Here is a 25,249-nt window from a genome sequence, read left to right as displayed (position 1 = left end):
TTTTCGACGGATTCTATTTAAGGAGTCATAAATTGAGCGTTGAAGCGGCTAAGAATGCCCGAGAATTGCTTCTCAAGGAATACCGTGGCGTGCTGTCGACCCACTCAAAATCAATGCCCGGTTTTCCGTTTGGCTCCGTGGTTCCCTACTGCCTGGACGAGCAGGGCCGGCCGCTGATCCTGATCAGCCGTATCGCCCAGCACACTCACAACCTGCAGAAAGATCCGAAATGTTCGCTGCTGGTGGGTGAGCGCGAGGCTGACGATGTGCAAGCCGTTGGTCGCCTGACCTATCTGGCCGAAGCGGAAAAGCTCGAAGACGCCGCAGCCATCGAAGCTGCCGCCGAGCGCTACTACCGTTATTTCCCCGATTCGCAGAATTACCACAAGGCCCATGACTTCGATTTCTGGGTGCTCAAACCGGTGCGCCATCGTTACATCGGCGGTTTCGGCGCAATCCACTGGATTGATCACTTGACCCTGGCCAACCCGTTCGCCGGCAAGGCCGAGATCAGCATGGTCGAGCACATGAACAGCGACCACGCCAAGGCCATCGCGCATTACGTCGACCTCGCCGGGCTGCCGAAAACCGTTCCGGCACAAATGGCCGGGATCGACACTGAAGGCATGCATCTGCGCATCGGTCAGGCGCTGTACTGGCTGCCGTTTCAAGCGCCTTGTCACACGCCGATACAAGTGCGCGAAGCCTTGGTTTCTCTGGCTCACGCCGAGGTCTGGCCAAAAAATGCGGTGGCCGACGCTTGAATTCACGAAAGGGCGACGTCATCTAAGGCTTACTGCAAGGCATTTCTTGCGTTGAGGAAACTTTGATGCGCCCTTTTTTGTTGCTCTTTCTGCTGTTCCCGGTGTTGGAGCTGTTCGTATTCGTCAAAGTGGCAGGATCGATCGGATTTTTCCCGGCCCTGCTGCTGATCATTCTCGGCTCGATGTTCGGCGTATTTGTGCTGCGTATCGCCGGACTGGCAACCGCCCTGCGTGCCCGTGAAAGCCTGAACCGCGGCGAGCTGCCTGCGCAAACCATGCTCGAAGGCCTGATGCTGGCCCTGGCCGGTGGCCTGTTGATCCTGCCGGGCTTCATCAGCGATGTGGTCGGTCTGGTGCTGCTGTTGCCGTTCAGCCGACGCCTGTTCGCCAACAAGATGCGCCAGCGCGCCGAAGAACAGGCCATGCGTCAGCGTGCGTTCGCCGATGACCTGCAACCTCGCGGCGGTCCCGCACCGCGCCAGCCTCTGGGCCGCGAAGGCGATGTGATCGAAGGCGAGTTCGAACACCGCGACACCCACTGACCTCCTCACTCACACGGCACCTTCGGGTGCCGTGTTCGTTTACGGCCGCGCTTATGACAAGCCGCGATGAAAAAATTTTGGGCCTGCCCTTGTAATAAGCTTATGCGCCCTTATGTATCGGTCACCGAAAGGTTTCCGGTATTTGAACCGGACAGACTTCCGCGGCTCGCTCGACGAACCGCAACCGGCGCAGGCCGGATTCGTTAAACCCGCCGGGACTACACCGGCCGATGAAAACCACAATTAGGAGAGATCGACAATGAAGCTTCGTCCTCTGCATGACCGCGTCGTCATCCGTCGCAGCGAAGAAGAAAAGAAAACCGCTGGCGGTATCGTCCTGCCAGGTTCGGCTGCTGAAAAAGCCAACCACGGTGAGATTCTGGCTGTAGGCCCGGGCAAGGCACTGGAAAGCGGTGAAGTGCGCGCACTGTCCGTGAAGGTAGGCGACAAGGTTGTGTTCGGTCCGTACTCCGGCAGCAACACTGTGAAAGTCGACGGCGAAGACCTGCTGGTAATGAGCGAGAACGAAATCCTCGCCGTTATCGAAGGCTGATTACCCCCGTTCATTTTCCCGCTACTACAAAGTATTTAAGGAATATCGATCATGGCTGCTAAAGAAGTTAAATTCGGCGATGCCGCTCGCTCCAAAATGCTCAAAGGCGTCAACGTTCTGGCTGACGCGGTAAAAGCAACCCTGGGCCCGAAAGGCCGTAACGTGATCCTCGAGAAGAGCTTCGGCGCTCCGACCATCACCAAGGACGGCGTGTCCGTCGCCAAAGAAATCGAACTCGAAGATCGCTTCGAAAACATGGGCGCGCAGCTGGTCAAAGACGTTGCCTCCCGTGCCAACGATGACGCCGGTGACGGTACTACCACCGCTACTGTTCTGGCTCAGTCGATCGTCAACGAAGGCCTGAAAGCCGTCGCTGCCGGCATGAACCCGATGGACCTGAAACGCGGTATCGACAAAGCGACCATCGCGATCGTCAAAGAGCTCAAAGCCCTGTCCAAGCCATGCGCTGACACCAAGGCCATCGCTCAGGTTGGCACCATCTCCGCCAACTCCGACAACTCCATCGGCGACATCATTGCCGAAGCCATGGAGAAAGTCGGTAAAGAAGGCGTGATCACCGTTGAGGAAGGCTCGGGCCTGGAAAACGAACTGTCGGTTGTAGAAGGCATGCAGTTCGACCGTGGTTACCTGTCTCCGTACTTCGTCAACAAGCCGGACACCATGGTCGCCGAGCTCGACGGCCCGCTGATCCTGCTGGTCGACAAGAAGATCTCGAACATCCGCGAAATGCTGCCAGTACTGGAAGCCGTTGCCAAAGCCGGCCGTCCACTGCTGATCGTGGCCGAAGACGTTGAAGGCGAAGCCCTGGCGACTCTGGTTGTGAACAACATGCGTGGCATCGTTAAAGTCGCAGCCGTCAAGGCTCCAGGCTTCGGCGACCGTCGCAAGGCCATGCTGCAGGACATCGCCGTTCTGACCGGCGGTACCGTGATCTCCGAAGAGATCGGCCTGAGCCTGGAAAGCACCACCCTGGAACACCTGGGCAACGCCAAGCGCGTCACCCTGTCCAAGGAAAACACCATCATCGTTGACGGTGCTGGCGTTCAAGGCGACATCGAAGCCCGCATCGCTCAGATCCGTGCCCAGGTTGCCGAAACTTCCTCGGACTACGACCGTGAAAAACTGCAAGAGCGTCTGGCCAAGCTGTCCGGCGGCGTTGCAGTGATCAAGGTTGGCGCCGGTTCCGAAGTCGAAATGAAAGAGAAGAAAGCCCGCGTTGAAGACGCCCTGCACGCAACCCGTGCAGCCGTTGAAGAAGGCGTGGTACCTGGCGGTGGCGTTGCGCTGATCCGTGCTCTGGAAGCCCTGACCGAACTGACCGGCGACAACGCTGACCAGAACGTCGGTATCGCTGTGCTGCGTCGCGCTGTTGAAGCGCCGCTGCGTCAGATCGCTGCCAACTCCGGTGACGAGCCAAGCGTAGTCGTCAACGAAGTCAAAAACGGCAAAGGTAACTTCGGTTACAACGCTGCTTCCGGCGAATACGGCGACATGATCGAAATGGGCATCCTGGACCCAACCAAGGTGACCCGTTCGGCTCTGCAAGCCGCAGCGTCCATCGGCGGTCTGATCCTGACCACCGAAGCCGCTGTTGCTGACGCACCGAAGAAAGACGGTGCTACTGGCGGCGGTATGCCAGACATGGGCGGCATGGGTGGCATGGGCGGCATGATGTAAGCCAGCCTTACCCCTGTAACGAAAAACCCCGTCTGCGAGAGCAGACGGGTTTTTTTTATTGCCCTGATTTTGTTGTCCGGCCTTCAAGTCATCAGGCGTTTACCGGTTGTGCCTTCATGGCCGCTTCTGCTTTGACGGTCGGGCGATACAGCACCCAGTAATACGACCCCAGGCAGATCAGCCAGCAGAAGATCGCCGTCCACACGTTGTGGGAAAAGAAGTGTGCGCCCTGCATCATCCGGCTGATCGAAAACACCGAACCCAGCGCAAAGGCAAAGATGAACGCCTGCCGCGCCAGTCGCGGGCGACGATCACGCAGCACGAAGAACAGCGCAAACAGGGTGAACCCCGTTGCCGCATGACCACCGGGCCAGCAGCGGCCGGGCTTGTCGGTAGGCGGGCGATGTTCCAGCAGTTTGCTGTAGGTTTCATGACCGCCGAATTGCTCAAGGCTCCATGGGCACTGCACGGCAGTCACAGCTTTCATCGGTGTCACGAATGAGGTCGCCAGGCCAAGGGACAGCACCAGGCAGCCCAGTTCACGCTTGTAGGGTTTGATCCGGTCGATGAAAAACGCGCCGATGAAACCGATGACGGCGAACACTGAAAACGCGATCACCACCTGCTTGGCGCGGTCGTGAAGGATGTTTTCCAGAAAGTAACTGTGGCGCCCGATGAAGTCGCCGGCGGCGGGGTCGTAGAACATTCGCGCCAGATTCATGTCCAGATCGGTCAGTTCGAGCAGTACCAGAAGGGTGGCGGCGACGGCGGGAATTCCCAGGCAAAGCCAGAAGTTCAGCGGGCGAGGGGCGGGACGTACAACATTTGATGACATGAGGGATCCTGAACGGGAAAACGCCCCGGAGCATCAGTCCGGGGCGCCTCGATTAACGATCGCTGACTTGCTCGGCACCCTCCTTGGGTGCTTTCCAGCCAAGCAGCTGTTGCTTGAAGCCATAACTGGCGGTTTGGTAATACGTGATGGCGCGACTGACCATCGGGTCGTCGCTGCCGACCCGGGACTCGCGGCTTTCGGTCAGCGCATCGTCATGCCGGCGCAGGCCCTGGCGTGGGCTGAGGATCGCCAGATCCTTGCCGTCGAACAGCCCCAGATGCTGATAGTTGCCCACCACCACCCGAGGTGGCAGCGGGTTGTCCGCCAGCAGGTTGCGGCCGAAGAACGTCGATTGGTAATCCAGGTTCAACAACCCCAACAGGGTCGGCGCGAGGTCGATCTGGCTGGCCAGTTGCGCGTTCTCCCGTGGCTCGATCAGCTTCGGTGCATAGATGAACAGCGGGATCTGGTAGTTGGTGATCGGCAGGTCTTCCTTGCCCGCGCTGCCGGCAGTATGGTCGGCGACGAAGATGAAGATCGTGTTGTCGAACCACGGTTTCTGCCGCGCCTGCTCCAGGAACTGACCGATGGCGTAGTCGGTGTACTTCACCGCACCATCACGACCGTTGCCCGATTTGATGTCGATGCGGTTTTCCGGATAGGTGTACGGGCGATGGTTGGAGGTGGTCATCAGCTGAAGCAGGAAAGGCTGCTGCTTGGCGTAGTCGGCGTCCGCCAGCTTCAGCGTCTGTTTGTACAGATCCTCGTCGGCCATGCCCCACGCATTCTTGAAGTGAATCTCCGACTCGTCGACGCTGCTCTGGTCGACAACGCGATAGCCGTTGCCACTGAAGAACGCGTTCATGTTGTCGAAGTAGCCACGGCCACCGTAGACGAACACGCTGTCATAGCCGACGGCGCTCAATTGCTGGCCAAGGCTGGCAAAACCGCTCTCGCGACCGATGCGCTTGACGATGGAACGGCCCGGCGTCGGTGGAATGGCCAGGGTAATGGCTTCCAGACCCCGGTCGGTGCGCGTGCCGGTGGCGTAGAAATTGTTGAAGTACAGACTCTGCTTGCGCAAGGCGTCGAGGTTCGGCGTCAGGTTGCGGCCGTCACCGTTGCTGCCCAGGTACTTGGCGCTGAGGCTCTCGATGGTCACCAGCACGATGTTCGGTTTGCGGGTGACGCCCGGGTTGTCGATATCGCGACGGATGTCCTGAGGATCCTTGCCGACGAAACGGGCATTGGGCTCGTTCAGCTCGGCTCGAATCTGACCGGCGACTTTGTCCGCTGGCAGGCTCTTGTAGAACTGGCTGTAGTCCAGCTCGTTGTTACGGAACGCGGCGAAGAACTGATAAGGGCCGTTGCTCGCCAGTTCGTTCTGATAGGCGTTGCCGCCCTGGGCGCGCGGTGCGTCCTGGCTGATCAGTTGCAGGCTCAGACCCGCGACCACCAGCAGAGCCAGTGCATTGAGCAGACGCCCGCGCAATGGCGGCAGCGGTGCATCCAGCGCTGCGTTGAACGGTTTGCGCAGCGCGAAACTCAACACGATGGCCAGCACTGCCAGGATGCTGAGCAACTTGCCGATCGGGTAGGACTCCAGCACGTTGTTCAGCACTTCGTCGGAATACACCAGATAATCGACGGCGATGAAATTGAAGCGAACCCCGAACTCATCCCAGAACAGCCACTCGGCCACCGCCGTAAACAGCATGGCGTACAGGCTGACCGTCAGCAGTCCCTGAAGGAACCAGCGGTGACCGCGACGACGCCACAGGGCCTGCGGGCACAGCAACAGGTACAGGCCCAACGGCAAGGCGGCATAGGCGAGAAAGCCCAGATCGTAGATCAGGCCGATACCGAACACGGACAACGCCCCGCCGCCGGCCTCATCCAGATGAGTCAGCAGCAGTGCGATGCGGGTGAGGAGAAACACCACCAGCCAGGCGCCGGTGACCAACAACAGATAGCGCATCGGCGCTGTCTTGAGAGAACCCATTGTGTTCTTTTCCTTTTATCAATGGTGCGGGAGTTTCGCGGCGCCACTGTAATCAGGTTGTGAATCGATAGTGAAAACTTTGTTAAAGATTTATTTCGTCCGGGCAATTTCATCTGTCGGGGCGCCAACCCTAGCCCTGAGCCGAGACAGGCCTTAAGCTGCGCGGGCCATGACGGCCGTTACTGTGTACGGAAGAGGTGCCCATGCGAATTCTATTGGTTGAAGACAACCGCGATATCCTGGCCAACCTGGCCGATTACCTGGGCCTGAAGGGCTACACCGTCGATTGCGCCCAGGACGGTCTGTCGGGCCTGCATCTGGCCGCCACCGAGCACTATGACCTGATCGTGCTCGACATCATGTTGCCGGGCATCGACGGCTACACCCTGTGCAAACGCCTGCGCGAAGACGCCCGTCGCGACACGCCGGTGATCATGCTCACCGCCCGCGATCAGCTCGATGACCGCTTGCAGGGTTTCAAGTCCGGGGCCGACGACTATCTGGTCAAACCTTTCGCATTGTCGGAGCTGGCGGCGCGAATCGAGGCAGTGATGCGCCGCACCCAGGGCGGCGGGCGCCGTTCCCTGCAGGTCGGCGACCTGAGCTACGACCTCGACACCCTTGAAGTCACCCGCGAAGGCAAACTGCTCAAGCTCAACCCGGTCGGCCTGAAACTGCTTGCGGTACTGATGCAGAAGAGCCCGCACGTCCTGCGTCGGGAAATTCTTGAAGAAGCCCTGTGGGGCGATGATTGTCCGGACAGCGACAGCCTGCGCAGTCATGTCCACCAGTTGCGTCAGGTGATCGACAAACCGTTCGCCAAACCGTTGCTGCACACCGTACATGGCGTAGGTTATCGCCTGGCCGAGGGCCGCGATGGAGTTTAAGCAGAGCCTTGCCCAGCGGATCATCATCGCTTTCGCACTGATGAGCGCACTGGTGGCAGGGGCATTCGCCATGGGCATTGTCGCGACCGTGCACCTGGTGGAAGAAAAACTGATTTCCGCTGGATTGGGCGGCGACCTGCAGCGCCTGTTGCTGATGGACAACGTTTCGGACTGGAGCCATCGGCCGGAGCCGGACCAGTTGTTCTATTTCAGCGGCGGCCCGGGGGATTTCGAGCTGCCCAAGGATCTGCGGCACCTGGATTCGGGGTTCCACGAAGTCTTCCGCGAACAGCTGTCGTATCACGCGATGGTCGAAATCGTCGACGGTCGGCGCTACGTGTTGCTACAGGATCAGAGCGATTTCGAAGAGCGTGAGCGCGTGCTGTTCGCCGTGGTACTGGTGGGCTTCGTGCTGAGCCTCGCCCTGGCGGTATTTCTTGGCTGGGTACTGGCGCGCAAAGTGATGGCGCCGGTGGTCCGGCTGGCACGTCAGGTGCGTCACCGCGATCAGTTGCTGGGGCTGGCACCGCCGCTGGCGCCGGACTACGCCGCCGATGAAGTGGGTGAACTGGCGGTGGCCTTCGATGCGACGCTGGGCCGTCTGCGCCAGGCCTTGACTCGCGAGCGGCTCTTCACCAGTGACGTCAGCCACGAGCTGCGCACGCCGTTGATGGTATTGGCCAGTTCCTGTGAACTGCTGCTGGAAAACCCGGGCATCGATCAGCGCGGCCGCGCTCAGGTCGAACGGATTGCCCGTGCCAGCGAAGAAATGCGCGAACTGGTGCAGACCTTCCTGATGCTGGCCCGTGCCCAGCGCGAAGATGCGGGGGCCGCACCTAGGCACAGTCTCGGTCAGGTGGCGGACAATCTGTTGGGCGTGTGGCGCGAGCCGATCGAGTCCAAGGGCCTGAAGCTGATTTTCGAGCCGGGCAACCCGCCGGACACTCTTTACAACGCCACATTGCTCAATGCCGTGATGGGGAACCTGCTGCGCAATGCCCTGCACTACACCGAGCAGGGGTTCATTCGGTTGGCGCTCAATGACAACGGCTTCGTGGTCGAGGACTCGGGCGTAGGCATTCCCGAGGAGAAGCGCGAGGAGATGTTCAAGCCGTTCGTGCGCGGCAACGAAAAACGCGGAGAAGGCCTTGGCCTCGGGTTGTCATTGGTGCAGCGCATCTGTGAAAACCAGGGCTGGAGCGTTACTTTGAGTACGATGGAGCCCAATGGCTGCCGTTTCGAGGTAGATCTGGGCAAACACCAATCCCTCCCCAATGGCACGAAAAAGCTGCCAACCTGAACGAAACCTGTATAACCTTGAAATAGTTTGTGGGTTTACGCGACGATTTTTTCACAAAGGGATGACCTGACGCTGACACACCCCTGCATAAGGTGGGGGATATCAGCAATTCAGGAGTCCCGATGATGGCCGGCCCGATCAAACTCGATTTTTCCGAGAAGTACGACGATAACCACGCGCAGAAATACCTGCGCAAGCACCAGGATGGTCTGGGGCGTCGTCTGTCCAACTGGCGTGATCAGCAGTTGGCCCGCAAGGCGTTGACCCTGGTCGGCGAACCGGGACTGGTGCTTGATCTGCCGTGCGGTGCCGGGCGTTTCTGGCCGTTACTGGCAGAAAAACCCAATCGGGTGATCATCGGGGCGGACAATTCCGAGTCCATGATCAAGACGGCGATGCAGGCCCAACCGGCGGATGTGGTCAAGCGGGTACAACCCTTGCACACATCGGCGTTCGACATTGCCTTGCCTGACAATGCCGTGGACAGCATTTTCTGCATGCGTCTGCTGCACCACATCGGCGAAGCCGAGCATCGGCAGGCAATTTTGCGTGAGTTCGAACGCGTGACCCGGGACAGTGTGATCATTTCGTTGTGGGTAGACGGCAATTTCAAGGCCTGGAAACGCAAGCGCGCCGAGAAACGGCGCGGACAGGAAGGTTACCAGAACCGGTTTGTGTTACCGGCCGCTACGGTCGAAAAGGAATTCGAAGCGGCGGGATTCAGGATCCAGGAACAACTGGACTTCATTCCGCTCTATGCCATGTGGCGAGTTTACGTATTACGCAAGAGGTAAGAGGATGGCAGTGCAATTTGCAGCAGAGACGGAAGTCGCTCCCCAGGATCGCTTCGACTATTACTGGAACCAGCGCGGTGAGTGGGTAGAAGAACCCAACGTGCGTCGTGGTGGCGAAAGTGGTGTGCAGCGAGTGGTGGGGCGCGATGGGCAACTGCTGTATGCCAAGCGCCAGACGGGTCATATCTATCGCAGTTGGCTGCACCCGTTCGGGCGGCCGACCGTATTGCGTGAACTGGACGCGCTGACCGGTGTGTCCCGGTTGGGTGTCCGTGTACCGGAAATCGTGTTCTGCGGTGCTCAGCCCGATCCACAGCACAAATGGCGGGCGCTGCTGGTCACCAAGTCGCTGGACGGTTTCCAGGAGCTTGAACAGTGGGAAGCGGGAGGCGGCCGCGAGCGGCACGGTGAAGCCGTGTATGAACGCGTGCTCAAGGACCTCGCCGAAAACCTGGCCCGGATGCACAAGGGTCGCTGGCAGCATAGCTGCATCTATATCAAGCACGTTTTTGTCAGTGTCACTGGCGAGGGTGAGTCGGCCAAGGTCGAAGTGGCTCTGATCGATCTGGAAAAATGCCGCCAGCGCCTGACCGCTCATCGTGCGGCGTCCCACGACATGAAACAATTGCGTCGCCACTCGTCGTTCAGCCCTACGGACTGGAAAAAACTCGTCTATTTTTATGAGACGGCGTTTGGCAGCGCTATCAAGGGTTTATAGCGATGAAACTAGAAATTGCACGAGGTTTGTTTCTGGTAGGAGCCTTGGCAGTTGCATCATTGGCGGTGGCGGCCTGGGAACAGCCACAGATGCAGGTGATCGGCAAATCAACCGATGCCCATTGCCCGATGCCACGGGTGGCCAAGGCCACCGTGGCGACTCAACCCGACCATGATTTGCTGCTGTTCATGTTCGGTCTTTCTCAACGGATGAGGCCGCAGAGTTGAATCGATTGAAGCCTCTTTCTACAAGAGCCAAAGGCCTCGCAGTTGCGAGGCCTTTTTTATGGCGGCATCAACTGGAAGGCTTTGGGTCGGGGCTGGCCAGCAAGGTGTAGACGCAAGGCAGGACAAACAGCGTGAACAACGTCCCGATCGACATCCCGGTGGCGATCACCGTGCCGATATCAAAGCGGCTTACTGCGCCTGCACCGCTGGCCACGATCAACGGCACCATGCCAAACACCATGGCGGCAGTGGTCATCAGCACCGGCCGCAAGCGAATCGCCGCCGCCTCTTCAACGGCCTCGCGTGCCGTCAGGCCTTTTTCCTTGCGCAACTGATTGGCAAACTCGACGATCAGAATCCCGTGTTTGCTGATCAGGCCGATCAGCGTCACCAGCCCGACCTGGGTGTAGATGTTCATGCTCGACCAGCCCAGGAACAACGGAATCAGCGCCCCGCAGATCGACAGCGGTACCGTCACCAGGATCACCAGCGGATCGCGGAAACTCTCGAACTGCGCGGCCAGCACCAGAAAAATGATCGCCAGCGCCAGGGCGAAAGTCACCCAAAGCGCACTGCCTTCCTGCACGAACTGTCGCGACGCACCGCCGTAATCGAAGGCAAAACCGGCCGGGGCTTCTTCCCGGGCGATCTGCAACACGCTGTCGATGGCTTCGCCCATGCTGACCAGCGGAAACCCGGACAGCTTCGCCGCGTTCAATTGCTGAAACTGGTTAAGCTGTCGCGGTCGTGCCCGGTCGGTCACGGTGATCAGGGTCGACAGCGGCAGCAACTCGCCCTGAGTGTTTTTCACGTAGTAGTTGTTCAGCCAGTCCGGGTTGTCACGATAGGCCCGTTCCACTTGGGCGATAACCTTGTAGCTGCGGCCTTCAATGGTGAACCGGTTGATCTCCGCCTCACCCAGCAGGGTGGCGAGCGTGCCGCCCAGATCCTGCATCGACACGCCCATCTGCGCCGCCTTCGCGCGGTCGATATCGACTACGACTTCCGGTTTGTCGAAGGCCAGGTCCAGGTCGACGAACGCGAACTTGCCCGACTCCATCGCACGCTTCTTGATCCGGTCGGCCACCTGCAACAGCGGCTCGTAGTCGTTGGCGGTGTTGATCACGAATTCGAACGGCAGGCCTTCGCCGGTGCCGGGCAGGGACGGCAGGTTGAAACCGAAGATCTGCAGGCCGGGAATGCTGCCGAGCTTGCCTTGTACCTCGGGAAGGATCTGCATCTGGGTGCGGCTGCGCTCGTTCCATGGCTTGAGCAGGAAACCGCCGATGCCGCTCTGCACACCGTTGTAGCCATTGATCTGGAACGATGAGTAGTACTCCGGAAACTCCTTGAAGATCTTTACGAATTCGTCGGTGTAGGTGTTCAGATAGTCGAGGTTGGTCGGTTGCGGTGCGTTGGCCATCATGAAAATGATGCCCTGGTCTTCGTCCGGTGCCAGTTCCGATTTGGTGAACTTGAGCAGCACCGGAATCAGGCACAGCACGATTACTGCGAACACCAGCACCACCGGGCGCGTATCGAGGGTGCCATGCAGCATGCTCTGATAACGACGCTTGAGGCTGTCGAAGATCAGGTCGAGTCGATGGGCCAGGCCAGTGGGGTTTTCCTCGTGGCGCAACAGCAGCGCGCACATCATCGGCGACAGCGTCAGGGCGACGATGCCGGAAATCACCACGGCGCCGGCGAGGGTCAGCGCGAACTCCTTGAATAGGGCCCCGGTCAGCCCGGTGAGGAAACCGATCGGTGCATACACCGCGGCCAGGGTAATGGTCATCGACACCACCGGCATCGCAATTTCCCGGGCGCCTTCGAGCGCGGCCTCCAGCGGCGTCTTGCCTTCCTCGATATGCCGGTGAATGTTTTCCACCACGACGATGGCATCGTCCACCACCAGCCCGATGGCCAGCACCATTGCCAGCAGGGTCAGCAGGTTGATCGAATAACCCATCATCTGCATGAAGAACATCACGCCGATCATCGACAGCGGAATGGTCACCACCGGGATCACCACCGAGCGCAGGGCACCCAGAAACAGGAACACCACCACGATCACGATCAGCACCGCCTCGAACAGGGTTTTCACCACTTCGTCGATGGAGGCCTGGATGAACAGCGTGGCGTCGTAGGCTATTTCGCTCTTGAGGTTGGGCGGTAGCTGGGCTTCCAGCTCCGGCATGATCTTGCGCACTTCCTTGATCACTTCCAGCGGGTTGGCGCCGGGGGTTGCCTTGATCCCGATGTACACCGAGGGTGTACCACCGAAGGAACTGATGGAGTTGTAGTTCTCGGCGCCCATTTCCACCCGCGCCACATCGCTCAACAGGACGCGGCTATCGCCGCTGACCTTGAGCGGGATCTTGCCGAAGGCCTCGGCGGACTTCAGTTCGGTGTTGGCGTTGATGCTGGTGACCACGTACTCGCCTTTCACTTCGCCGGCAGCGGAAAGGAAGTTGTACTGGCGCACCGCGTTGGTCACGTCGCTGGCGCTGAGGCCGAAGCCGGCGAGTTTCACCGGGTCGATCCACAGGCGCATGGCGAACACCTGGTTGCCGAGGATTTCCGCCTCGGCCATGCCCGGCAGGGTGGCCAGTTTCGGCTGGATCACCCGTGACAGGTAGTCGGTGATCTGCGGGTTGCTCAACTCCTTGCTGAAGAAGCTGATGTACATCAGCGCCGAGGCATCGGCGGCCTCCTTGCTCAGCACCGGGTCTTCGGCATCCTGGGGCAGCTTGTTCTTCACCTCGTTGGCCTTGGCCAACAGCTCGGTGAACAGCCGGTCGCTGTTGGAGCCGATGCGTGCGTAGATCGAGATCACCGAGAAGTTCTGGCGACTGACCGAGGTCATGTAGTCGATGCCTTCGGCGCTCGCCAGGCTTTGTTGCATCGGCTGGGTGATGTAGCCCTGGATGGTTTCGGCATTCGCCCCGGGGTAAGCGGTGGTCACCGTGATCAGGGCGTTTTCCATTTGCGGGTATTGGCGCAGCGGCAGCTTGCTCCAGGCCTGGAAGCCCAGCAGCACAATCAGCAGGCTGACCACGGTGGCAAGCACCGGGCGACGGATGAACGGATCGGTAAAGGCCATGGGAATTCCTTGATCAGTCGACGCGGCGCGGACTGTTCTGCTCGCCGAGGGTCTTGTCGTCGCTGATGGCGATGTGGGCGCCGTTGTCCAGTTTGATCTGGCCGGCCGTCACCACTTGTTCGCCACTCTGTACGCCCTTGTTGATCATCACCAGGCCATCGCGGCGTTCGCCGGTCTCGATGAAGCGGCGCTCGGCAATCAGTACCGGTTGGCCCTTGTCGTCCTTCTCGACGCTGCCGTCCTCGGCTTTCTTCTGCCCGACCACGTACAGTGAGTTGCCGTAGAGGGTGTAGGTGATCGCGCTTTCCGGTACGACGATGTGTTTGCGCGGATCAGGCAAAAGGACTTCAAGGCTGGCGAACATGCCCGGCAGCAACTTGCCATCGGGGTTGGCCAGCGTGGCGCGAACCAGAATGTTGCGAGTGGTACTTTCGACGATCGGGTTGATGGCGCTGATGGCGCCGGCAAAGTTCTGGCCGGGATAGGCGGCCACCGATAGCTGTACCGGTTGGCCGATCGCCAGTTTCGGCACCGATTGCTCGGGCACGTAGAAGTCCGCGTAGAGACTGCTCAGATCCTGCAGGGTGGCGATTTTCGTACCGCTGGCGAGGTAGTCGCCGACGTCGACCTGACGGATGCCGATGGTGCCACTGAACGGCGCGACGATGCGTTTTTTCGCCAGCGACGCATTGAGCTGATTGACCGTGGCCCGGTTCTTTTGCAGCACCGCCGACAGTCGGTCGAATTCGCCCTTGGAGATGGCACTGCTGCCCACCAGCTGGCTGCCGCGGCCGAAGTCCAGCTGTGCCAGACCGAGGTCGGCCTTGGCGGTTTCCAGCAATGCGGACTCGACGGCGCTGTCGAGTTGCAGCAACGGCTGCCCGGCCTTGACCTTCTGTCCCGATTCGAATTTCAGCTCGGTGACGGTGCCGGCGACTTCCAGGCTCAGCTCGACACCCTGCAGCGCCTTCAATGTGCCGACGGTGGGCAGGCGCATCTGCCACGGGCGCTCGGTGGCTGTGGCCACGGCGACGCTGATCGGCGGTTTCGGTTTGGAAAAGCCCTGGATCATCGTGTAGATCGAGAAGGCCTTGTAACCGGCGAGGAGCAGAACGATCAGCAGTACAACACCCAACATGATCAACATGCGGCGACGCAGCATATTCCAGTTCCTTGGAGAAAATCAGGCGAGACAGGCGGGAACATTACCCGACTCCGGCAGGGATTCCAACTGCCAGTTTTTACAGGGTATGAGGGGATAAAGTGGAGGAGGGGAGCACCGCCGACGGGACAGTCGGCGGCGATCTTCAGGCCATCAGGTGCAGATGGTTGTCCAGAGCCCTGCGGGCAGATCCAGCGGTTTGGCCAGCAGTTCATCCTGGCGACAATCGTAATAGCGGCAACGTCCTTGCCCCGAGGTCACGACAAAGCCGTCCTTCACCGCGCCGACGCCGGCGCAGTCGGGCAACGGTGCATCGAGGCGCACTTCGCCGCTGTCCAGATCCCAGATGAAGAAGCGGTTGCCCCGTGGTGCGGTCAGCGCCACCAGACGCAGTTCGCTGTGCACGGCGACGCTGGCGGTGTAGTGCCCCATCGACTGCAACTGATGGTCCGGCACCGGGAACGCCACGAATGGCTGGCCGGGACGTTTGATCGCCAGCAGCTCCGAGCGCTCGTGGGAAGGCCCCATGAATTGCTGGCCGGCGACAATGGTGCCGTCGCTGGCGATCCCCAGGTGGCGCACGCTGTTCATCGGCTGGGCGAGGGTTTCCTTGCTCAGCAGGGTGCCGTCGCGTTGCATCAGGACCAGGCTTGGCTCCATGGCGTCGAGGTTCATGTCGACCCGGCTTTCAGCCTCGGTGCGGATCCCGCCGTTGGCCACCACCAGGGTTTCACCGTCGGGCATCCACGACACCTGATGCGGGCCGAGCCCGTGAGTGGAAAGCTCTCCACTGTGCACCAGCCGTTCGCCTTCGAACTTGTACACCCCGAGCAGGCCGCGGCCCGGATCGGTGGTGTCGTTCTCGGTGGCATACAGGTAATCGCCGCTGTGATGGATCACCGCATGGCCGTAGAAATGCCGGTTCGGCTGCGAGGTCACGGTTTGCAGCAGTGCACCGTCGCGCAGGTCGATCAGGTAGCTCTCGGTGCCCGGACGGCGGGCGACGAACAGCGCGATCGGCAGCGTCGGGTGATTGATGATGTCGTGGCAGCGCTGGTCGACTTCGGTGGCGAACACCCGGGTGCCGTCCAGCCGGTAACCGACGGCATAGTGCTTGCCGTCGGTGTCGTCCCGCGCCGACAGCAGCAGCGGGCTCTGATCCTTGCGCTTGAACAGCGTCCAGCCGCCCAGTGTCACTGCTCCCAGCAGCAAACTACCTAAAGTCAGAGCCTGGCGTCGCAGCATGGCACTTGCCCTCATCAGTCACCGTCGTTGGCGTTGAAGCCCAGTTGGATGCCCAGCGCCTTGGCCAGCTCGCCTTCGTGCAGGCGGTGGACGACGTTGAGGCTGTCGTAGATGTCGTTGAGCTGCTGGCGACCGGCGTCATCGTTGAGCATTTCGGTCAGCGAGCGCTGGGTGCTGTCGAACAGTTTGAGCGACGCCGCGTAGGCGGCATCGATCTTGTCCGCCAACGGTTTCTGCTCAGCTGGCAGCAGGCCGCGCAGACCTTTGTTGTCGACGCCTTCCCAGACGGTTCTGGCCGCCGCGAGGCTGGCTTCCAGCGCCTCCATGGACGACTGGCTGCGCCAGGCGTCAGCCTGGAACGGCTGAGGTACGCCCTTGCTCTGGCGGCCCATCGGCGTGCCGAGTTTTTTCTTCAGTGTATCGAGAGCGGTGACCTGTACCCGAAGCAGATCGGCGATCGCTTCGTGGGAGTCGGCATAGCGCTGGTTCGGGAATTTGCTCATCTGCGCGAGCATGCCGTCGGTCGTGTTCCAGCTGCTGAGAATCTCTTCGGCCAGTTGTTTCTGACGCTCGCCGATGGCCACCAGCAGTGGGCAGTATTTGGCTTTCTGCGCGTCATTGGCTACGTCAGGCTTGGCGTCGAACAGGATGTATTCGTAGGCCGACAGCCCCTGAACCACGACGCTGGACTTGGCCAGGGCCGCGGCGTCGATCTGCGGCTGGGCGGTGACCAGTTGCTCGACCTGACGGCCGACCAGGTTTTTCTTGTCCGGCCAGAATTGCACCTGCCACGAACGGTTGCCCTCGGCCAGTGGACCGATCAGCAACGGTTGCAGCTCGGCCCAGGCTTTCTGTGCATGAAGGAAGTCGGCACGGGCGGTGTCCAGGGTTGCTGTGCCCTGGCAATATGCGAGGGCGCTGACGGCCAGTTGCCTGTCGGCCTCGACCCAGCGGGTGTAGGTCGGCAGGATCACCGATTTGGCGATGGCGGCCGAGGTCACGGCTTGTGGATCCTGCGGCGAGCACGCGCCGAGGGCCAGTGCGGCAAGGCTGGTGAACAACAGCTTGGGACGGAACATGTCGGGCTCCCGATTCTTTTAAGTGTTTAAAGTGAATTCAAGAACGCCAGCAGCGCGGCACGCTGCTCGGCATTGAAAGACAAAACCTGTTGCTGCGCCGCTTTCGCCTCGCCGCCATGCCAGAGCACGGCTTCGAGCAGGTTGCGGGCACGGCCGTCGTGCAGAAACCGGGTGTGGCCGCTGACCGTCTGCGTCAGGCCGATGCCCCACAGCGGCGGCGTGCGCCAGTCGCGGCCGCTGGCCTGGAACTCGGTGCGGTTGTCGGCCAGGCCTTCGCCCATGTCATGCAGCAGCAGATCGCTGTACGGACGAATCACTTGATTGGCCAGTTCAGGTTCGGCCGCGTTGGCGGCGGTGGTGTATTTCGGCGTGTGACAGGACTGACAACCCGCCTGGAAAAACAGGCTCTTGCCGGCCAGCACCTGAGCATCGTTGACGTCACGGCGAGCAGGAACGGCAAGGTTGCGGGTATAGAACAACACCAGGCGCAGAATGTTGTCGCTGACTTCGGGTTCGCCGTCCGGGCCATTGCCATTCGGGGCCTGTTTGCAGGCCACTTGTGCGTCGGTGCAGTCATCAAACGGTCTCAGGCTCGTGGTGAGGCCCATATCACCGGAAAACGCGTGAACATTTTGTTGATTGAGGTTCGGTTGTCCGGCTTTCCAGCCAAATCGGCCCATCACGGTCTTTTGCTGCGCGTCGTCCCAGACCCGGTTGGGCCGGCCGTTGATACCGTTTTTCTCTTTGGCCTGCGCGGCGGCGTTGGCGAGGATCGCTGCTTCGGGAATCGCTTCGAGCAGACCCAGGCCGATCATCGGTGGTGCAACGCGTGCGGAGAAACGTGTGTCCGGGTGCATCGGACCGTAGCCTAACTGAGTGAACTGCAACACCGGTTTGCGCAGCTCGACTTCGGTGCCGTCCTTGAAACGCACCGGTACTGGCGTGTAATCGACCCGCACTTTGCCTTCCGGTGCGACGCCGGGGATGGCCATGTCCTGGAACTGCCCGCCGTAAACCGGTTCCGGCACCACGCCGACCTGTTCGATCAATCCGGCGTACTGTGGCGCATCGGGAATCGACAGACGCACCAGCATCGATACGGCGTTTGGCGCGTCCGGGGGCGGCGGATGTCCGCGACCATCCTTGATGTGGCAGCCCTGGCAGGCGTTGGTGTTGAACAGCGGACCGAGGCCATCGCGGGCGGTGGTGGTCGACGGTGCGATCACCCAGGGACTGCGAAAGAAACTGTTGCCGACGCTGAAATCCACCCGACGCGAAGGTGGCAGGTTGGCCGAGGGCAGGGAGAACGCATTCTGATCCGTCTTGCGTACGGTCGCGGCGCCGCCGGAGCGGGCTTCGCCGGGCTCGGCCTTGGTGAAACGCGGGGCGTCATCGCAGGCACTCAGGCCAAGGGCCAGAAACAGCGCGGACAAGCGAAGAGGCAGCGACGGCATCAGACTTCCTGCGGATGGGCAAAAACAAAGGCGCAAAGTCTAACAGGGCGAGGGGGTTTGAATAAGAGGAATTATCGTTTGCTTGATACAAGTCAGGCCGGCCGAAACGAACAAGGCGACCCGAAGGTCGCCTTGTTCAGTCAGACAGTGTCGATCAGAACTCGTGATCGGCGTTGTCCGGGTTCAGGTCGCTGATGCCCAGTTTGCCGGCAGCCGCTTCGATCGAGCCGGTCTGCTTGACCAGCGAGGCGATGGCGTCACGGACGATCTGGTTGCCAGCGGTGTTGCCGGCGGCGATCAACTGGTCGTAGTGCTCACCCTTGTTGGCGTGATCGACCATGACCTGGATCTTGGCTTCGGTAGCGGCCAGATCGGCTTTCAGCGCGGTGTCGGCAGCCGGGTCAACCTTGGCCACCAGCGACGACAGGCTGGCGCCGGTCATCTTGGTGCCGTCGACGCGGGTGTACTCGCCCAGATAGACGTTACGAATGCCTTTGGCATCGTAGAAGTGCGAGTTGTGGGTGTTGTCGCTGAAGCAATCCTGTTCGTCTTCCGGGGAGTTCGCTTCCAGGGACACCTTCATGCGCTCGCCGGCCAGCTCGCCCAGGGACAGGCTGCCCATGCCGAACAGCATTTTGCGCAGGCCGCTTTCAGCCGGTTCGGCTTCCAGGGTGGTGCGATAGTTGTCGGCCACGTTCGGCTTCCAGTTGCCGACCATTTCTTCCAGGTCGCTGACCAGCAGCTGGGTCACGGCTTTCAGGTAGGCACGACGACGGTCGTTGTGACCACCAGTGGCGCCTTTGCCTTCCAGGTAGTCCGACGCCGGACGGTTGCCGGCGCCAGGGCCGGTGCCGTTCAGGTCCTGGCCCCAGAGCAGGAATTCGATGGCGTGGTAGCCAGTGGCGACGTTGGCTTCGGAACCGCCCAGCTCGTTCAGGCTGGCGAGTTTTTCCGGAGTGATGTCCTTGACGTCGACCTTGTCTTCGCCGACCTGAACTTCGGTGTTGGCGATGATGTTGGCGTTGGCGCCCGGGTTGCCCAGTGCGTGTTCATAGGATTTGTCGACGTAGTCGATCAGGCCTTCGTCCAGCGGCCAGGCGTTAACCTGACCTTCCCAGTCGTCGATGATGGTGTTGCCGAAGCGGAACACTTCGCTTTGCAGGTAAGGAACGCGGGCGGCGATCCAGGCTTCACGAGCAGCCTTCAGGGTGTCGGCGTTAGGCTTGGCAAGGAATGCGTCGATAGCGGTCTGCAGGGTTTTCGCGGTGGATTCGGCATCGCTGTAGACGGCGAAGACCATGTCGGCGTAGTGCGCGACCACAGCCTTGGCAGCGGCTTCGTCGACTTTGCCGGCAGCGGCAGCCGCCGGTGCGGCAGTGCTGGCGGCTGGCGTCGGCGCAGCTGGAGCGGCGGCCTTGTCTTTGCCTTCGCCGCAACCGGCGAGGGAAATGGCGATGGCCAGCAGACTGGCGGTAGCCAGAGGCATACGAATCATGGCGAACATCCTGCTTCGGTAATTGAGTGGACAGGCGCGGGGGGCGCAAAAGCTGCGACATAATGCAAATCTTTCGCATTATGTGTAAAGGGTTGTAGCTGGAAATATTTCCTGTTTGCACCGGGGTGCGCGGGATCAACGGTATGGGTTCTTCCCGGTATCAGTGGCGGGGAGTCCGTTGCCGGAGGTTTCAGAGAATCGCTGCGTTGCTGCGTTGCGCCTGCTTGAGATAGACGCTCAGTTCCCGCGCCGGCAGCGGTTTGCTGTAGTGATATCCCTGACCTTCGTGGCAGCCTTCGGAGATGATATAGGTCTCCTGTTCGGCGGTTTCCACGCCTTCGGCGATCACCTGCATGCCCAGGCTCTTGCCCAGTTGAATGATGGCGCGAACGATGGTCGCGTCATCGTCGTCATCCAGCAGGTCCTGGACGAAGCTCTTGTCGATCTTGATCTTGTCCAGCGGCAGACTCTTGAGATAGCTCAGCGAGGAATAGCCGGTTCCGAAGTCGTCGATGGCGATCAGTGCGCCGGAACGGCGCAGGCTCAGCAGGTGCTGGGCGGCGGTGCTGATGTCCTCCATCAGGCCGGTTTCGGTGACTTCCAGTTCCAGGCTGCGCGGTGGCAGGCGGTACATCTGCAACAGGTTGTTGACCACTCTCGGCAGCTCGGCGTGGTGCAGTTGCACGGTGGACAGGTTGACGGCCATGCGCAGGTCGACGAAACCCTGATCGTGCCATTCGCGCAGTTGCTTGCAGGCCTGATCCAGCACCCATTCGCCGATGGCGATGATCGTGCCGTTCTGTTCGGCCAGCGGAATGAACAGGTCCGGCGGCACCAGTCCGTGCTCCGGATGTTGCCAGCGGATCAGGGCCTCGACGCCGACCACGCGGTGATCGCGGTAGCTGATCTGTGGTTGGTAGACGAGGTAGAACTGATCCCGCAACAGGGCATCGCGCAGGTCTTTTTCCAGTTCGCGACGGCGGCGCATTTCGCTGTCGACGCTCGCGATATAGAACTGATAGCGGTTGCGCGAGCGCGTCTTGGCCAGGGTCATGGTCTGCTCGGCTTTCTGCAGCAGCTTTTCGGTGCTGTCGCCGTCCTCGGGGAACAGAGTGATGCCGATGGTCGCGCGCAGGCGGATTTCCTGATGATCGAGGGCGAACGGCGCTTCCAGGTCATCGAGGATGCTTTGCGCGAGTTCCGCCGCTTCGTAAGGCTGTTCGATGTCGGCCTGCACCAGAGCGAACTGGTCGCCACCCAGACGGGCGAGGGCGCCGAGGCGGCCGCTGTGGGCGCGCAGTCGATCAGCCAGGGCCAGCAGCAATTGGTCGCCGGTCTGATAGCTGAATTGTTCGTTGATGCCTTTGAAATCGTCCAGACCTACGCAAAGGACGGCGACCCGCCGCTGCAGCTTGCCGGCATCCACCAGAATCTTGTCCAGTTGCTGCTGCAGTTGCTGGCGGTTCGGCAGGCCGGTGAGGAAGTCGTACTGGGCCATGCGCAGCAGGCTGTTTTCCGCTTCGTGGCGCAGATGGGTGTTGCGTTCGATGGACTCGAGCAACTGGTTGGCGGTGTTGATCCAGATCCCTAGCTCGTTTTTCTCGTGGCCCTTGAACTGCGGAATCTTGTGTTCGCTGGGGCGGTCCGGGTTGATCTCGGTGAGGTGCTCGATGATCCGCGACAGTGGTTTGGTCAGTAGCCAGTGATAGACCAGATACAACACAAGGCCCATGGCCAGGGCGCGCAGCACGCCGGAAATGAAGATGATCACCGAACTGACGATGAAGCCCTGGCCGTAAGTGGCGGTGTCGAGGGTGATGCTCAGGTCGCCGTAATACTCGCTGTAGGGACCACGCCCCACCAGTTGGGTGGTGAACGTGCGTTCCTGGCCGAGAATCAGGTCGGTCAGCCAGCGGCTGCTGGATTGCTGCAATTCACGGGATTTCTGCGCGAGCATCGCTTCGTTGGGATGCCCGATGGAGGCCTGGCGCACGGCGTCGTCCTGGAACAGGCCTTCGATCACCTGCATGCCCATTTCCCGGTCCAGGCTGTAGACCGCCTGGGTCGAGGGATCGCGGAACATGTCGAGGATGCGTTCGGCGTCGCCAGCGACGGCCTGGCGTGTTTTATAGGCATCGAAAACGATCTGCGCACAGCTCAAGACTACGCCGACGATCAATGCCGACAGGAGCACGACCCGGAGCAACTTCACCGACAAGCTGTTCTTGAGTTCCAGCTTCAAAGGGTTATTCCTTGTTCCGTGCGGGTAGCGTCAAGTTGCCATGAGTATTGGCAATCCCGTGTTGGCAGTCAAAGGGACAATCGAGCCGCGGAAAATTTGTCCGTGGCGTTGGCCGAAATGCTGCTGCATGGGGTATTTGCCCTGGTTGTACTGTGTCGGTAGTTTTGGCCTCCAACTTGAGGGCGTCGGACAATTTTTCCTCTTTTGATGTTAGTTCGCCGTGGCTTGGGAGCAAGGCGAGAAGGGCTGCTTTACATGTGGGAAAAGGCACTGTTTGTGATGAGACGCACCCCCGATGATTTCTGCGGGCAGAAAAAACCCGGCTATAGCCGGGTTTTTGTCTGGCGTGCAGCTTAAGCGGTGAAGGTCTTGCCTTCGAACTGCTCGGCCACGAACTTCCAGTTGACCAGGTTCCAGAACGCCTCGACGTACTTAGGACGCAGGTTACGGTAGTCGATGTAGTAAGCGTGTTCCCACACATCGCAGGTCAGCAGCGGGGTGTCGCCGCTGGTCAGCGGGTTGCCGGCGCCGATGGTGCTGGCCAGGGCCAGGGAACCGTCAGCCTTTTTCACCAGCCAGCCCCAGCCGGAACCGAAAGTGCCGATCGAGGTTTTGCTGAACTCTTCCTTGAACTTGTCGAACGAACCGAAAGCTGCGTTGATGGCATCAGCCAGCGCGCCGGTTGGTTGACCGCCGGCGTTTGGCGCCAGGCAGTTCCAGTAGAAAGTGTGGTTCCAGACCTGAGCGGCGTTGTTGAAGATGCCGCCCGAGGAAGTCTTGACGATCTCTTCCAGGGTCTTGCCTTCGAACTCGGTGCCTGGCACCAGGTTGTTCAGGTTCACGACGTAGGTGTTGTGGTGTTTGTCGTGGTGGAATTCCAGGGTTTCCTTGGAAATGTGCGGCTGCAGGGCATCGTGTGCGTAAGGCAGCGGCGGCAATTCGAAAGCCATGATGATTCTCCTAATCAGGTCTGTTGCGGTGAGCGCAAGGCCGATCACGGGCGGCCAGAAATGCACCGGCGAGTTTTTACTCTTTGCGGCGCAGGGTTCGGATCATAGCACCGGGGGTGCGGCTTAACCACGCAACAACTGTGTGGGATAGAGGTTCCAGAGCCTTTTGGAATAATTCAGTTGGCGATTATCAATTGTCCCGCCACCGTGAACATCATCACTGCCACCAATAAATCCAGAATCCGCCAGGTACTCGGCCGCGCCAGCCACGGTGCCAGCCATGCCGCGCCGAACGCCAGGGTGAAGAACCACAGCAGCGAAGCACTTGCCGCGCCGACGACATACGCGCCGGGTACCGACTGTTGCGCACCGAGAGAACCGATCAGCAGAACGGTGTCCAGATAAACGTGAGGGTTGAGCAGGGTCACCGCCAGGGCGCTGAGCATCACTGCCCGCAGCGAGCGCACGGTCTGGTTTTCACCTTGTTGCAGGCTCTGTTTCGAGCAGGCCCGGCGCAACGCCTGACTGCCGTACCAGATCAGGAACACCGCGCCGCCCCAGCGGGCGACCGCCAGCAAGGTCGGGTTTTGTGCCAGCACCGTGGCCAGACCGAAAACCCCTGCCGCCACCAGCAACGCATCGCAGGCGACGCACAGCGCCGCGACCGGCAGGTGATGCTCTCGCCGCAGGCTCTGGGCCAGGACAAAAGCGTTCTGCGTGCCGATCGCCATGATCAGCCCGAACGCTACCAGCAAACCGTTGGTATAGCTTTGCCACATGACGGTTACTCCGCGTTGTTTGCGAGATCGCGCAGCACTTGCATGGCGCGTTCGGCGTCGGCCTGACCGACGAACAAATGGTCGTGGTAATAGCCGGCAATCACGTTGCAGCTGATACCGGCCTTGCCCAGTGCGGTGGCGAAAGCGGCGGTCAGACCGACGGCTTCCAGCGCCGAATGCACGTTCAGGGTGATCCAGGCTGCGACGTAGTCGAAGCTGAAACCGGCGCGCTCGGCGTGGGACCGTTCGAGAATCACCGTCAGGCCTTCCTGTTCACGGAAACTGCCGACGATCTCCAGGCCGCTCGGCAATTGGCCGTCGCGCAAGGTGCAGAACACGTATTCGCCGGCATTGAGCTGCGGGCTCATGCTGCGCAGCAGGGTGGTCAACGAGGTTTCGCCAGCCATGGGGGTGGTCCTTGATAAAGAGTGCTTGCTGGCTATTCTCCGGGCAGACGCTGTATAAGAAAAACCAATAGTGCTGATCGCTCATTAGGAAAACTGATGTTCGACTACAAATTGCTTTCCGCTCTGGCCGCCGTGGTCGAGCAGGCCGGATTCGAACGGGCGGCTCAGGTGCTGGGCCTTTCGCAATCGGCGATTTCCCAGCGGATCAAACTGTTGGAGGCGCGGGTCGGCCAGCCGGTTCTGGTGCGCGGCACGCCGCCGTCACCCACCGAGATCGGCCGGCGGCTGCTCAACCATGTGCAGCAGGTGCGCCTGCTCGAACGGGATCTGCAGACGCTGGTGCCGGCGCTGGACGAGGAGGGCTTGCCGGAACGGCTGCGCATCGCGCTGAACGCCGACAGCCTGGCCACCTGGTGGGCCGAGGCGGTGGGCGACTTCTGCGCCGAACAACACCTGTTGCTGGATCTGATCGTCGAAGACCAGACCGTCGGCCTCAAGCGCATGCGCGCCGGTGAAGTCGCCGCATGTCTGTGTGCCAGTGAACGACCGGTGGCCGGCGCCCGCAGCGTATTGCTCGGCGCCATGCGCTATCGGGCGCTGGCCAGCCCGGCGTTCATCGAGCGGCATTTCCCCGACGGCGTGCAGGCCGCCCAACTGCCGCGTACCCCGGCGCTGGTGTTTGGTCCGGACGACTTTCTGCAACATCGATACCTTGCGTCCCTCGGCGTCGATGGCGGTTTCGAACACCATTTGTGTCCATCCTCCGAAGGTTTTATCCGTCTGACCGAAGCCGGGCTCGGCTGGGGACTGGTGCCCGAATTGCAGGTGCGCGAGCAACTGGAACGCGGCCTGTTGCGCGAACTGTTGCCAGATAAACCGATCGACGTGCCGTTGTACTGGCATCATTGGCGCAATGGCGGTCAGTTGCTCGGGCTGTTGACCGAGCAACTGGTGCGCTCGTCGGCGCAATGGCTGGTGCCGTTGGACTGACGGCCAGCGTCAAGACTCACGAA

The 25,249-nt window shown here is 60.7% G+C and carries 21 protein-coding genes and 1 pseudogene; 10 read left to right on the top strand and 12 right to left on the bottom strand.

The genetic code is table 11. The features are described from left to right. The first annotated feature begins 32 nt into the window (after positions 1–32). The 4 genes from C6Y56_RS22510 to groL all read left to right on the top strand — a co-directional run bounded on the left by C6Y56_RS22510 (position 33) and on the right by groL (position 3,557). On the top strand, positions 33–764 hold the full coding sequence (locus tag C6Y56_RS22510; RefSeq protein WP_169431693.1) for a HugZ family protein: 732 nt from the start codon (positions 33–35) through the stop codon (positions 762–764). A gap of 65 nt (positions 765–829) precedes the next feature. Further along, a complete protein-coding gene (locus tag C6Y56_RS22505; RefSeq protein WP_169431692.1) occupies positions 830–1,306 on the top strand; it encodes an FxsA family protein in 477 nt (158 codons plus the stop codon). A gap of 259 nt (positions 1,307–1,565) precedes the next feature. Beyond that, positions 1,566–1,859 (top strand): co-chaperone GroES, encoded by a 294-nt coding sequence (locus C6Y56_RS22500; RefSeq protein ID WP_011335724.1) that lies wholly within the window; start codon positions 1,566–1,568, stop codon positions 1,857–1,859. Positions 1,860–1,910: 51 nt separating this feature from the next. Beyond that, complete coding sequence (gene groL, locus C6Y56_RS22495) at positions 1,911–3,557, top strand: chaperonin GroEL (RefSeq protein ID WP_169431691.1); 1,647 nt, start codon at positions 1,911–1,913, stop codon at positions 3,555–3,557. A 91-nt stretch (positions 3,558–3,648) separates the two neighbouring features. On the opposite strand, the gene C6Y56_RS22490 is transcribed toward groL, so the two are convergent. Next, positions 3,649–4,392: a phosphatase PAP2 family protein gene (locus C6Y56_RS22490; protein ID WP_169431690.1), complete on the bottom strand. Its 744-nt coding sequence runs from the start codon at positions 4,390–4,392 to the stop codon at positions 3,649–3,651. A 52-nt stretch (positions 4,393–4,444) separates the two neighbouring features. Beyond that, the gene (locus C6Y56_RS22485; protein ID WP_169431689.1) at positions 4,445–6,394 is read right to left on the bottom strand and encodes an LTA synthase family protein; all 1,950 of its coding nucleotides are present in this window, start codon (positions 6,392–6,394) and stop codon (positions 4,445–4,447) included. A gap of 203 nt (positions 6,395–6,597) precedes the next feature. On the opposite strand from C6Y56_RS22485, the gene colR reads away from it, so the two are divergent. The 5 genes from colR to C6Y56_RS22460 all read left to right on the top strand — a co-directional run bounded on the left by colR (position 6,598) and on the right by C6Y56_RS22460 (position 10,320). After that, positions 6,598–7,281 carry a two-component system response regulator ColR gene (gene colR, locus C6Y56_RS22480; RefSeq protein ID WP_085709546.1) on the top strand — a complete coding sequence of 228 codons (684 nt, stop codon included), beginning with the start codon at positions 6,598–6,600 and terminating at the stop codon, positions 7,279–7,281. Next, positions 7,271–8,581: a sensor histidine kinase gene (locus C6Y56_RS22475; RefSeq protein WP_169431688.1), complete on the top strand. Its 1,311-nt coding sequence runs from the start codon at positions 7,271–7,273 to the stop codon at positions 8,579–8,581. The genes colR and C6Y56_RS22475 overlap by 11 nt, the downstream gene beginning before the upstream one ends. 125 nt (positions 8,582–8,706) lie before the next feature. Then, positions 8,707–9,375, top strand: coding sequence for a class I SAM-dependent methyltransferase (locus C6Y56_RS22470; protein ID WP_169431687.1), 669 nt, complete (start codon positions 8,707–8,709; stop codon positions 9,373–9,375). A 4-nt stretch (positions 9,376–9,379) separates the two neighbouring features. Continuing rightward, the gene (locus C6Y56_RS22465; RefSeq protein ID WP_169431686.1) at positions 9,380–10,093 is read left to right on the top strand and encodes a lipopolysaccharide kinase InaA family protein; all 714 of its coding nucleotides are present in this window, start codon (positions 9,380–9,382) and stop codon (positions 10,091–10,093) included. Positions 10,094–10,095: 2 nt separating this feature from the next. Next, positions 10,096–10,320, top strand: coding sequence for a hypothetical protein (locus tag C6Y56_RS22460; RefSeq protein WP_169431685.1), 225 nt, complete (start codon positions 10,096–10,098; stop codon positions 10,318–10,320). A 67-nt stretch (positions 10,321–10,387) separates the two neighbouring features. On the opposite strand, the gene C6Y56_RS22455 is transcribed toward C6Y56_RS22460, so the two are convergent. From C6Y56_RS22455 to C6Y56_RS22410, 10 genes and pseudogenes are all read right to left on the bottom strand, one after another. Beyond that, positions 10,388–13,423: a multidrug efflux RND transporter permease subunit gene (locus tag C6Y56_RS22455; RefSeq protein ID WP_169431684.1), complete on the bottom strand. Its 3,036-nt coding sequence runs from the start codon at positions 13,421–13,423 to the stop codon at positions 10,388–10,390. Positions 13,424–13,436: 13 nt separating this feature from the next. After that, a complete protein-coding gene (locus C6Y56_RS22450; protein ID WP_169431683.1) occupies positions 13,437–14,585 on the bottom strand; it encodes an efflux RND transporter periplasmic adaptor subunit in 1,149 nt (382 codons plus the stop codon). A gap of 145 nt (positions 14,586–14,730) precedes the next feature. Then, positions 14,731–15,830, bottom strand: a pseudogene (locus C6Y56_RS22445) (DUF1513 domain-containing protein). 14 nt (positions 15,831–15,844) lie between these two features. Continuing rightward, positions 15,845–16,909 (bottom strand): imelysin family protein, encoded by a 1,065-nt coding sequence (locus C6Y56_RS22440; RefSeq protein WP_169431682.1) that lies wholly within the window; start codon positions 16,907–16,909, stop codon positions 15,845–15,847. Between the two features lie 26 nt (positions 16,910–16,935). Beyond that, positions 16,936–18,363 carry a di-heme oxidoredictase family protein gene (locus C6Y56_RS22435; RefSeq protein WP_169431681.1) on the bottom strand — a complete coding sequence of 476 codons (1,428 nt, stop codon included), beginning with the start codon at positions 18,361–18,363 and terminating at the stop codon, positions 16,936–16,938. A gap of 154 nt (positions 18,364–18,517) precedes the next feature. After that, complete coding sequence (locus C6Y56_RS22430) at positions 18,518–19,858, bottom strand: imelysin family protein (RefSeq protein WP_169431680.1); 1,341 nt, start codon at positions 19,856–19,858, stop codon at positions 18,518–18,520. 190 nt (positions 19,859–20,048) lie between these two features. Beyond that, positions 20,049–22,100, bottom strand: coding sequence for a putative bifunctional diguanylate cyclase/phosphodiesterase (locus C6Y56_RS22425; RefSeq protein ID WP_169431679.1), 2,052 nt, complete (start codon positions 22,098–22,100; stop codon positions 20,049–20,051). A 353-nt stretch (positions 22,101–22,453) separates the two neighbouring features. Further along, on the bottom strand, positions 22,454–23,050 hold the full coding sequence (locus C6Y56_RS22420; protein ID WP_016773431.1) for a superoxide dismutase: 597 nt from the start codon (positions 23,048–23,050) through the stop codon (positions 22,454–22,456). Positions 23,051–23,226: 176 nt separating this feature from the next. Beyond that, a complete protein-coding gene (locus C6Y56_RS22415; RefSeq protein ID WP_169431678.1) occupies positions 23,227–23,829 on the bottom strand; it encodes a LysE/ArgO family amino acid transporter in 603 nt (200 codons plus the stop codon). Between the two features lie 5 nt (positions 23,830–23,834). After that, on the bottom strand, positions 23,835–24,236 hold the full coding sequence (locus C6Y56_RS22410) for an ACT domain-containing protein (protein WP_169431677.1): 402 nt from the start codon (positions 24,234–24,236) through the stop codon (positions 23,835–23,837). Positions 24,237–24,332: 96 nt separating this feature from the next. Here C6Y56_RS22410 and C6Y56_RS22405 point away from each other — a divergent pair, with 96 nt between their 5' ends. After that, positions 24,333–25,226, top strand: a complete 894-nt coding sequence (locus tag C6Y56_RS22405) for a LysR family transcriptional regulator ArgP (RefSeq protein WP_169431676.1) — start codon at positions 24,333–24,335, stop codon at positions 25,224–25,226. Positions 25,227–25,249 lie beyond the last annotated feature (23 nt).

The sequence above is a fragment of the Pseudomonas fluorescens genome (genome assembly GCF_012974785.1).
Lineage (GTDB): Bacteria > Pseudomonadota > Gammaproteobacteria > Pseudomonadales > Pseudomonadaceae > Aquipseudomonas > Aquipseudomonas fluorescens_BT.
The sequence above is the reverse complement of the archived record's forward strand: the minus strand, read 5'-3'. Positions and strand labels throughout refer to the sequence as shown.

Coding starts and splice junctions, on each gene's coding strand:
- C6Y56_RS22505 (WP_169431692.1), top strand. CDS start 830: ATGCGCCCTTTTTTGTTGCTCTTTCTGCTGTTCCCGGTGTTGGAGCTG.
- C6Y56_RS22500 (WP_011335724.1), top strand. CDS start 1,566: ATGAAGCTTCGTCCTCTGCATGACCGCGTCGTCATCCGTCGCAGCGAA.
- groL (WP_169431691.1), top strand. CDS start 1,911: ATGGCTGCTAAAGAAGTTAAATTCGGCGATGCCGCTCGCTCCAAAATG.
- C6Y56_RS22490 (WP_169431690.1), bottom strand. CDS start 4,392: ATGTCATCAAATGTTGTACGTCCCGCCCCTCGCCCGCTGAACTTCTGG.
- C6Y56_RS22485 (WP_169431689.1), bottom strand. CDS start 6,394: ATGGGTTCTCTCAAGACAGCGCCGATGCGCTATCTGTTGTTGGTCACC.
- colR (WP_085709546.1), top strand. CDS start 6,598: ATGCGAATTCTATTGGTTGAAGACAACCGCGATATCCTGGCCAACCTG.
- C6Y56_RS22475 (WP_169431688.1), top strand. CDS start 7,271: ATGGAGTTTAAGCAGAGCCTTGCCCAGCGGATCATCATCGCTTTCGCA.
- C6Y56_RS22470 (WP_169431687.1), top strand. CDS start 8,707: ATGGCCGGCCCGATCAAACTCGATTTTTCCGAGAAGTACGACGATAAC.
- C6Y56_RS22465 (WP_169431686.1), top strand. CDS start 9,380: ATGGCAGTGCAATTTGCAGCAGAGACGGAAGTCGCTCCCCAGGATCGC.
- C6Y56_RS22460 (WP_169431685.1), top strand. CDS start 10,096: ATGAAACTAGAAATTGCACGAGGTTTGTTTCTGGTAGGAGCCTTGGCA.
- C6Y56_RS22455 (WP_169431684.1), bottom strand. CDS start 13,423: ATGGCCTTTACCGATCCGTTCATCCGTCGCCCGGTGCTTGCCACCGTG.
- C6Y56_RS22450 (WP_169431683.1), bottom strand. CDS start 14,585: ATGCTGCGTCGCCGCATGTTGATCATGTTGGGTGTTGTACTGCTGATC.
- C6Y56_RS22440 (WP_169431682.1), bottom strand. CDS start 16,909: ATGTTCCGTCCCAAGCTGTTGTTCACCAGCCTTGCCGCACTGGCCCTC.
- C6Y56_RS22435 (WP_169431681.1), bottom strand. CDS start 18,363: ATGCCGTCGCTGCCTCTTCGCTTGTCCGCGCTGTTTCTGGCCCTTGGC.
- C6Y56_RS22430 (WP_169431680.1), bottom strand. CDS start 19,858: ATGATTCGTATGCCTCTGGCTACCGCCAGTCTGCTGGCCATCGCCATT.
- C6Y56_RS22420 (WP_016773431.1), bottom strand. CDS start 23,050: ATGGCTTTCGAATTGCCGCCGCTGCCTTACGCACACGATGCCCTGCAG.
- C6Y56_RS22415 (WP_169431678.1), bottom strand. CDS start 23,829: ATGTGGCAAAGCTATACCAACGGTTTGCTGGTAGCGTTCGGGCTGATC.
- C6Y56_RS22410 (WP_169431677.1), bottom strand. CDS start 24,236: ATGGCTGGCGAAACCTCGTTGACCACCCTGCTGCGCAGCATGAGCCCG.
- C6Y56_RS22405 (WP_169431676.1), top strand. CDS start 24,333: ATGTTCGACTACAAATTGCTTTCCGCTCTGGCCGCCGTGGTCGAGCAG.